Origin of the sequence: Acinetobacter sp. CIP 101966, from assembly GCF_000369725.1 — a bacterium.
Taxonomy (GTDB): Bacteria; Pseudomonadota; Gammaproteobacteria; order Pseudomonadales; family Moraxellaceae; genus Acinetobacter; species Acinetobacter lwoffii_Q.
Genome location: NZ_KB850160.1, coordinates 1,387,884 through 1,397,337, shown reverse-complemented (window position 1 = coordinate 1,397,337; position 9,454 = coordinate 1,387,884). Strand labels below are relative to the sequence as shown.

Sequence of the window (9,454 nt, the reverse complement as noted above, 5' to 3'; positions counted from 1 at the left end):
GAAAGACGTGATAGCCTGCGAAAAGCTCCGGGGAGGCGGCAAATATCCTGTGATCCGGAGATGTCTGAATGGGGAAACCCACTTACCATAAGGTAGGTATTGCAACATGAATACATAGTGTTGCAAGGCGAACGAGGGGAAGTGAAACATCTCAGTACCCTTAGGAAAAGAAATCAATTGAGATTCCCTCAGTAGCGGCGAGCGAAAGGGGAAGAGCCCATTAAGTCATATAAGTTCTAGTGGAACGCTCTGGGAAGTGCGACCGTAGACGGTGATAGTCCTGTACACGAAAGGGCTTATATGATGATGTCGAGTAGGGCGAGGCACGTGAAACCTTGTCTGAATATGGGGGGACCATCCTCCAAGGCTAAATACTCCTGACTGACCGATAGTGAACCAGTACCGTGAGGGAAAGGCGAAAAGAACCCCTGTGAGGGGAGTGAAATAGATCCTGAAACCGCATGCATACAAGCAGTGGGAGCCGGCATTGTGTCCGGTGACTGCGTACCTTTTGTATAATGGGTCAGCGACTTATATTCAGTAGCGAGGTTAACCGAATAGGGGAGCCGTAGGGAAACCGAGTCTTAATAGGGCGCATTAGTTGCTGGGTATAGACCCGAAACCAGGTGATCTATCCATGAGCAGGTTGAAGGTTGGGTAACACTAACTGGAGGACCGAACCCACTGTCGTTGAAAAGCCAGGGGATGACTTGTGGATAGGGGTGAAAGGCTAATCAAACTTGGTGATAGCTGGTTCTCCCCGAAAGCTATTTAGGTAGCGCCTCGGACGAATACCATTGGGGGTAGAGCACTGTTTCGGCTAGGGGGTCATCCCGACTTACCAAACCGATGCAAACTCCGAATACCAATGAGTACTATCCGGGAGACAGACTGCGGGTGCTAACGTCCGTAGTCAAGAGGAAAACAATCCAGACCGCCAGCTAAGGCCCCAAAATTATAGTTAAGTGGGAAACGATGTGGGAAGGCATAGACAGCTAGGAGGTTGGCTTAGAAGCAGCCACCCTTTAAAGAAAGCGTAATAGCTCACTAGTCGAGTCGGCCTGCGCGGAAGATGTAACGGGGCTAAAACTATATGCCGAAGCTGCGGATGCATAATTTATTATGCGTGGTAGGGGAGCGTTCTGTAAGCCGATGAAGGTGGATTGAGAAGTCTGCTGGAGGTATCAGAAGTGCGAATGCTGACGTGAGTAACGACAATGCGAGTGAAAAACTCGCACGCTGAAAGACCAAGGGTTCCAGTCCAACGTTAATCGGGGCTGGGTGAGTCGACCCCTAAGGCGAGGCCGAGAGGCGTAGTCGATGGGAAATTGGTTAATATTCCAATACTTCTGTGTAATGCGATGAGAGGACGGAGAAGGTTAAGTCAGCCTGGCGTTGGTTGTCCAGGTGGAAGGTTGTAGGCATGTATCTTAGGCAAATCCGGGGTACTCTATGCTGAGAACTGATAGCAAGCTGTACTTGTACAGTGAAGTGGCTGATACCATGCTTCCAGGAAAAGTCTCTAAGCTTCAGTTACACAGGAATCGTACCCGAAACCGACACAGGTGGTCAGGTCGAGTAGACCAAAGCGCTTGAGAGAACTCTGCTGAAGGAACTAGGCAAAATGGTACCGTAACTTCGGGAGAAGGTACGCTGTTGTCTGTGATAGGACTTGCTCCTTGAGCGGCCGACAGCCTCAGAAACCAGGCCCCTGCAACTGTTTATTAAAAACATAGCACTCTGCAAACACGAAAGTGGACGTATAGGGTGTGATGCCTGCCCGGTGCTGGAAGGTTAATTGATGGGGTTAGCGTAAGCGAAGCTCTTGATCGAAGCCCCAGTAAACGGCGGCCGTAACTATAACGGTCCTAAGGTAGCGAAATTCCTTGTCGGGTAAGTTCCGACCTGCACGAATGGCATAATGATGGGGGCGCTGTCTCCAGCAGAGACTCAGTGAAATCGAATTCGCCGTGAAGATGCGGTGTACCCGCGGCTAGACGGAAAGACCCCGTGAACCTTTACTGCAGCTTGACATTGAACTTTGATCTTACTTGTGTAGGATAGGTGGGAGGCTTTGAAGTCGCGACGCTAGTTGCGATGGAGCCGTCCTTGAAATACCACCCTGGTAATATTGAGGTTCTAACTCTGTCCCGTTATCCGGGACGAGGACCATGTCTGGTGGGTAGTTTGACTGGGGCGGTCTCCTCCTAAAGAGTAACGGAGGAGTACGAAGGTGCGCTCAGCGTGGTCGGAAATCACGCGTAGAGTATAAAGGCAAAAGCGCGCTTAACTGCGAGACCCACAAGTCGAGCAGGTACGAAAGTAGGTCTTAGTGATCCGGTGGTTCTGTATGGAAGGGCCATCGCTCAACGGATAAAAGGTACTCTGGGGATAACAGGCTGATACCGCCCAAGAGTTCATATCGACGGCGGTGTTTGGCACCTCGATGTCGGCTCATCTCATCCTGGGGCTGAAGCAGGTCCCAAGGGTATGGCTGTTCGCCATTTAAAGAGGTACGCGAGCTGGGTTTAGAACGTCGTGAGACAGTTCGGTCCCTATCTACCGTGGGCGTTGGAAATTTGAGAGGATCTGCTCCTAGTACGAGAGGACCAGAGTGGACGAACCTCTGGTGTACCGGTTGTCACGCCAGTGGCATCGCCGGGTAGCTATGTTCGGAAGGGATAACCGCTGAAAGCATCTAAGCGGGAAGCCTACCTCAAGATAAGATTTCCCCGAGACTTTATGTCTCCTAAAGAGCCGTTGAAGACTACGACGTTGATAGGTTGGATGTGGAAGCATGGTGACATGTGAAGCTGACCAATACTAATTGCTCGTGAGGCTTGACTATACAACACCCAAACAGTTGTTGTACGAACTTCGAAAGAAGTGAGGATCAATTGATTCGATATTAAACAAAACAGCTTGATTTAGTTACGCTGAACGAACAAAATACACAACTCAGATATATCTGTTAATGAACGATGTTCAAAGCACTGCTTTGAACAGAGTGCAAGATTTGAAGAAAGCTAAGGCAACCATAAGACCTCAGTAAGTAATCATACCAGTTGTGCTGGCGACCATAGCAAGAGTGAACCACCTGATCCCTTCCCGAACTCAGAAGTGAAACCTCTTAGCGCTGATGGTAGTGTGGGGTTACCCATGTGAGAGTAAGTCATCGCCAGCTCATTATTCGAAATCCCCCTCCGCATATGCAGAGGGGGATTTTTTTATGGGCGGAATAATTGTCTTATATATGTCATATATAAATTTAACATCAACATTGCTCAATATTAGACTAGAGCAAGAACCAATTTTAAAGCGTAATAGGTTTATAGTTCCTTTATAGCAATGCATCCAATTGACGTCGAGCATGTTTAAATGCAGTTCTGAGTCCTTCTTCCAAAGTTGGATGATAAAAAGGTTTCTTTAAGATCTGATAAATATCCTGGTCAGCATCAATCATCCAGGCCAGTAAATGGGCCAGATGTTCTGCTTGGGAGCAAAAGAGTTCTGCACCAAGTAATTTACCTGATTTTTTAGCAATATAAACTTCTATTCCACCTGAGTTTTCTGCCAGAACCAGTGCACGTCCTTGATTTTCATAAGAGACGAATCCCCGAATAAATTCGATGTGTTGATCTTCCAGCTGTTTAAAACTTTTTCCGACAATCGCCATTTCAGGATGACAAAATACAATCGCCAATGGGATTAAGGCAGGAATAGGCTTTACATCCGGATAATTTAAACAGTTATAAACTGCCTGTTTACCCGCATGCGCGGCTTCATGTTGAATCGGCGCATCAGGTGCGGCATCACCGACTATAAATATAGGTAGGTTTGCAAGTTGTTTGGTTTCTTTATCGATAGGAAGGTTTTTGATGTCCTTGAATGTTGAATTGAGTTGATCTAGACCTAAACGATCTATATTGCTTTGCCGACCTGTGGCGCCTAAGATATAGTCAACTTCAATACTTTCAGTCTGATCATTTTCTGTAAAATTAATCTTTATTTTATCAGCTTGTATTCCAACTTCATCTGGCAAGTTCTTAAACTTGATATTGAGTTCTTTACTGAGTTGCTCCTGTGCCAGTTTCTGTAAGACTGGACTGGTTAAGGCACCTACTTTTTGACTACGCGCAAACATTGTAGTTTGTACACCCAGTCGTTGCATGGCTTGAGCTAATTCAATTGCAATGATGCCACTCCCGATTACCGCTAAAGACTCAGGTAATTGAGAAAATTCAAATATTTCATTAGAAGTGATGTATTTTTCTTTTAATTGTTGCTTTAAAGCTTTATCAACATTAGGGCGTGAGCCTACAGCAACAATAAAACTTTTGGCCCGATAGGATTGTCCATTGACTTCGATCGTTTGGGGATCAATAAATTTGGCTTTTCCGGAAATTTTATGTGAGCTGTCCCATTGATCGACACCTTTCAAGGTTGCACGAATAAAACGTTCTCTAAGGACATGCACACGTTGCATAACATCTGAAGTATCAATGACAGCGTTATGCTTTAAAGCAAGTTCTTCAGCAGTTTGAATATCATGCATGCGATTTGCAGAGGAGATTAGCAATTTACTTGGCATACAACCTACACGGGCACAGGTTGTATCCCACGAGCCATCATTGATAATTAAAATATTCTGGGTATATTTAATGGCTTCGTTATAAGCACTGATTCCTGCAGTGCCTGCGCCAATAATGATGAGGTCGTACATAGAATGATTACCAAGTCTCAAAACATAATTATTTATATTTATGGTTTACAATGTTTCTGGTGTAAATTATGTAACTAGATTGCTTATTTTTGCTAATTTGAGTAAATTTTGTGTAAAAGCCAGAAGACTAACTTGATGGCAGCTTAACTATTATATGCAGTGGGAAAAATCATGAGTTTGTTTATAAATTTAAAAAAACTTGGGGTCAATACAACAATCTTGGCAACTTCAATTTCTTTGGTTGCTTGTGGAGGGGGCGGTAGTGATGGGTATTATAATAATGGTTCATCTAGCGGTAATACGGAAGGAGGAAATACAAATGATAATAACCAGTCAGAAACAGAAACGTCAAATGTAGCAACGCATTTAACTCGAGCTCTACAGAATGCGAGTGGTCAAGAAATTCAACTTGCACCAGATAATTCAAAAGTTTATTTGGCGGTCAAAGCCTTAAATGCTGACAATGGTGGTATTGCCAACAAAAATATTCGCTTAACAATTGCGACAAATAAGTTTGGCGTAACCAGCACTAACTCTTTGGTTGCAACAGGCACCAATGGTGTAGCTATTTTTGAGATTAATGTACCTGAATTGGCAGAAGCTGAAGGTTCAGTGCAACTAACTGCTACAGTTGACGGCACTTCAGTTAGTATTCCCTACACTTTAAATATTAAGAAAAGTAGTACGATTGTCAGTGACTATAGAATCAATGTGACCCAGGGCACAGTATTAAATTTACCAAATGGCAGTGTTGATGTCACTGCGACTGTAACAGATGCTAAGGGTGGTATTAAAGCGAATCAGTCTGTTACTTTAAATATGCCTGAAGCGATGCGCGGTAAATTTATTATCACTAATGGCGCAGCAACTCAACAAACAAATGCTCAGGGTGAGGTGAAATATACACTTAAAGCGAGTAGTAATTTTACATCAGCTGATCTTGCTACTTTCGCGGGTAAGTCTGAAACATTAAGTTTTTTGCTAGTTGATGAACATAAAGCTGAAAAAACCGCAATAGCAAATTTAACATTTAAAGACACATCTCAGATTGTCTCAACTCTCTCAGTAATTAAGCCAGATCAGGCTGTTGCTGCGAAAAGTACAACACCTGTAAAAATCCAAGTATTAGCAAAGAATGATCAACATGAGCCGTTAAGTGGAAAAGAGATTCGTTTGAGCTTTACAAAGGATGAGCTCGCGTATGGCGTTAAACTCAATAATGCGACTGCTAAAACGAATGCACAAGGTATTGCAGAATTTACGATTAGCACGGCCGATGTTACACATCCACTTGCTTTATCCGACACAGGTATTTCGTTAAGTGCAACCTATACAGATGGTATTAACCTTGAGTCTGGTAGCGTTATTGTTGATGTAGTAACAGAAAATACAAATGCTTCAGATGCCGATGCTATTCAGCGTTTAGAAATTGCATCTTCATATAAAGTGAATGCAAAAAATGACTCAGTTGCTGTAACTGTTAAGGCAATTAATAATAAAGGCTTAGCAGCAACTAAAGGTAAGGTTAAACTTGACTTAAATGCTGAGGCAACATCAAATGGTGTAACATTGGATGGGGCTGCGGAAAAAGACTTGGTGAACGGGTTTGCCACTTTTAATATTAAGACTAATGCCCAAACACCTGCTGCAGTAGAAGCATTGGTAAAAGCAGGAATTAAAGCTAATTTTACGACTGATAATGGTGTAAGCAATTCTATTGCTATTACAGTTGCTAATGAAGAAGTTTCTGAAGAAGCGACGCGCTATTTAGCTATAGATCCAATCACTTCTTCGACAGATCCAAAACTAGCGGTATTTGATTATACAAAAACTCAAACTTTCACAGTTAAAGTGAAGGCAGTCGGTGTAAACGGTAGTGCACTAATTGGCGAAACTGTGTCTTTGAATATTGCAGGGTCTTTAAGTGATGAACAGTTGCAAGATTTAGGCTTGAGTCATACAGGTCAGTCTTCTAAACAGACTGAAGCCGATGGTTATGCCACTTTTACTCTTGCTTACAAGGCGAATTTATCGCCTGAGCAAGCTGCTTTAGCGATTCAAGGTGTACCGTTAGTTGCGACTTCAGCAAATGGTAAGACACAAACATTGCGTTTGAATTTTAAAGCACCGACAGAGCAAGGTGTGATTGATCTAGATCATTTTACTGTTGATATGTTGGGAGACATGACTTTAACAGTTGGTCAAGAGCAAACATTAACTGTTAATGTCACCGCAAAAGGTACAGATGGCGAATTACTTAAAAATCAGCTGATCAGTATTGGTTTAAATGATGCAGCATTAAATAATGGTGTGAGTTACGTTTCTACGCAAGCTATTCGCACAGATGAAAATGGTCATGCAAAATTTACAATTAAAGTAAAAGCGGGCAATGTAACTGAACTCACGAATCTAATTGCGAATGGTTTAACGGTAGTCGTGAAATCAACTCGTACAGATGGTTCCGCATTTACTGTTACAAAGAAAGTTGATGTTGCACAACCACCAGTCGTTTTACCAGAGCTTGCAGGTCTTGATATTGCATATGTAGGTAATATTCAAACTGTGTCAGTGTTGGGTGGTGAAGTTCGTGTTAAAGTTGTTGCGAAAGATAAAGACAATGCCATTATTCCAAATACACCAATTCAAATTGCTTTATCTTCGTTAACTAGCTCACGTGTGTCTTTATCTTCTAACTCGGCTGTAACCAACAGCAATGGTGAAGCAGAATTTACTGTTCGAGTTGCTGAAGGTGCGTACGATGCAAACTTGATTAAAAATGGTATCGTTTTTGCGGTAGTCGGCACAAGTTTAAATAACCCGAATGACCGTTTACAGCAAACCGGTTCAATTCAAGTTGAGATTCCAAAGGATTCTGTAAACTTACGTTTAACAGCAGATCAATCTAATTTGGAATTAGGTAAGAGCTATACAGTGCAAGTAGCCGTTAAGGACGAGCTTGGAGCAAATTCAGCTTATCCTGTGAATTTGGCATTGAATACTGAAGCAATTACAGCTGGTGTGAAACTGAGTGCAGATTTAGTTTCTACGTCAGCTAATGGACAATTACCAGTAACTCTTACATTACCTAAAGATATTTCAGCTGTTGCAAAACAAGCTTTATTAGACAAGGGTATTCAGGTTAAAGGCATTATCACTAACCCTAAAGGTGAAAAGCTTGAAACTACGCTTAGCTTTACGGTAACTGAAGCGATTAACACGAATCACTTAACAATACTGAGTTCTAAAGCGAATTTAAGCACTGCCGGTGACCGTTCAATTATAACTGTTGCATTATTAGATCGAAATAACCAGCCAGTTCGTAATCAGCCAGTAAGGCTGTCTGCAAATAACGCAGCTACATTAATTATTGGTACACCAGGAAGTGGGCATCCAACCAATACCAGCGAACCTCAAACAGTGATTACGGATTCAAACGGTAATGCGTTCTTCTCGGTTGAGATTGATGGAAGTACAGTTGATGCTGATTTATTGATTGCAAGTGGAATCGAGCTAACTGCAAGTCATACTAATGAAGCAGGTACAGTAACTCAAATACACCATTTAACAGCATTTACACCTGCACCTATTGTGACTCCAACACCTCAACCACAGCCTGCACGTTATAGTCTACGTGTTGCAGCTGCTAAACCAATCATGAATGTACGTAATGATATCACGGATGTTACTGTGACTTTGGTTGATACTAATGGTGGTGGCGTAGCTGATAAGTACGTTGAATTGGCTATTGAGAATTTTGCACTTAACGGCGCAATAATTGTAGGAGCATCAGGTTTAACCACAGATGCCAACGGACAAGCCGTATTTAAAGTACAAGTGGATGAGCGTGAACGAGATGGAAATTATGATGCCGCAACATTTGCAAATGAAGATTTACGTTTAACAGCGAAATTTACAGAAAATGGCTTTATTGATGCGACTCAAGTAACCCAAGTGGATATTGTTCAGGCGGCAGTACAAAATCCAAGAGCATCGATTGTAATTGCGGTTAATAATATTGAGGTTTCTTCTTTAACTGAAAGTGGTAATGTTTATTACACAAGAAATCTATCTGCAAGCGTAATTGACTTCGATGGTAAACCACTGGCAAATCAAGAAGTAACACTTGATATTACCCCAATTTCTTATATTAAAGGGCGTAATTTATGGGCATTAGCACCTGTACCAACACAAGACCCAGCAATGAAATGGGTCTTTGGTAATCAGCAATATTATCTAAATAATATTGCTATTAATAATAATGGTACACCAAACGATCCTAACGATGACACTTTATTCCCAACGGTTACTAATAATGTCACTTCATGTGCTGCTAGCGCTGATGGAACTGCAGTAAATGGGGTGCCAGTTAAAGTTGTAAGTTTTACTAAGTCGAGTGCTGCATTAGCTAATACTGTAACATATGTTACGGATTCAGAAGGTAAATTTGATTTTAGTATTCGTTATCCAAAAAATTATGCTCAATGGCTAAATGTAAGAGTTGGTGCATCTTCTACGATAGCGAGTTTACCAACACGTACAACTTATGATCTTGGTTTACCATCATTATCAACAGATTACTCTACAGATGGTACAACATCTCCAAACGAGGTCAGTCCATACGGTATCACTACTAACTGTAATTAAGGTAATTAAAAAACAGCGCTTCGGCGCTGTTTTTTATGGGGACTGAAGTTTTAAAAACTTAAATTGATGTTCCCACATTCACACCCA

2 protein-coding genes and 2 rRNA genes are annotated in these 9,454 nt (G+C 42.2%); 3 read left to right on the top strand and 1 reads right to left on the bottom strand.

All coding sequences use genetic code 11. From position 1 onward, the window contains the following. Together F891_RS12775 and rrf are read left to right on the top strand one after the other, a co-directional pair. Positions 1 to 2,848, top strand: a 23S ribosomal RNA gene (locus F891_RS12775). A 221-nt stretch (positions 2,849 to 3,069) separates the two neighbouring features. Next, positions 3,070 to 3,184 (top strand): 5S ribosomal RNA (gene rrf, locus F891_RS12770). A 156-nt stretch (positions 3,185 to 3,340) separates the two neighbouring features. Here the strand turns inward: rrf and F891_RS12765 are convergent. Next, positions 3,341 to 4,723: a dihydrolipoyl dehydrogenase gene (locus F891_RS12765; RefSeq protein ID WP_005263709.1), complete on the bottom strand. Its 1,383-nt coding sequence runs from the start codon at positions 4,721 to 4,723 to the stop codon at positions 3,341 to 3,343. 171 nt (positions 4,724 to 4,894) lie between these two features. Between F891_RS12765 and F891_RS12760 the strand changes: the two genes are divergently transcribed. Then, complete coding sequence (locus F891_RS12760; RefSeq protein WP_005263708.1) at positions 4,895 to 9,367, top strand: hypothetical protein; 4,473 nt, start codon at positions 4,895 to 4,897, stop codon at positions 9,365 to 9,367. Positions 9,368 to 9,454: the final 87 nt, after the last annotated feature.

Coding starts and splice junctions, on each gene's coding strand:
- F891_RS12765 (WP_005263709.1), bottom strand. CDS start 4,723: ATGTACGACCTCATCATTATTGGCGCAGGCACTGCAGGAATCAGTGCT.
- F891_RS12760 (WP_005263708.1), top strand. CDS start 4,895: ATGAGTTTGTTTATAAATTTAAAAAAACTTGGGGTCAATACAACAATC.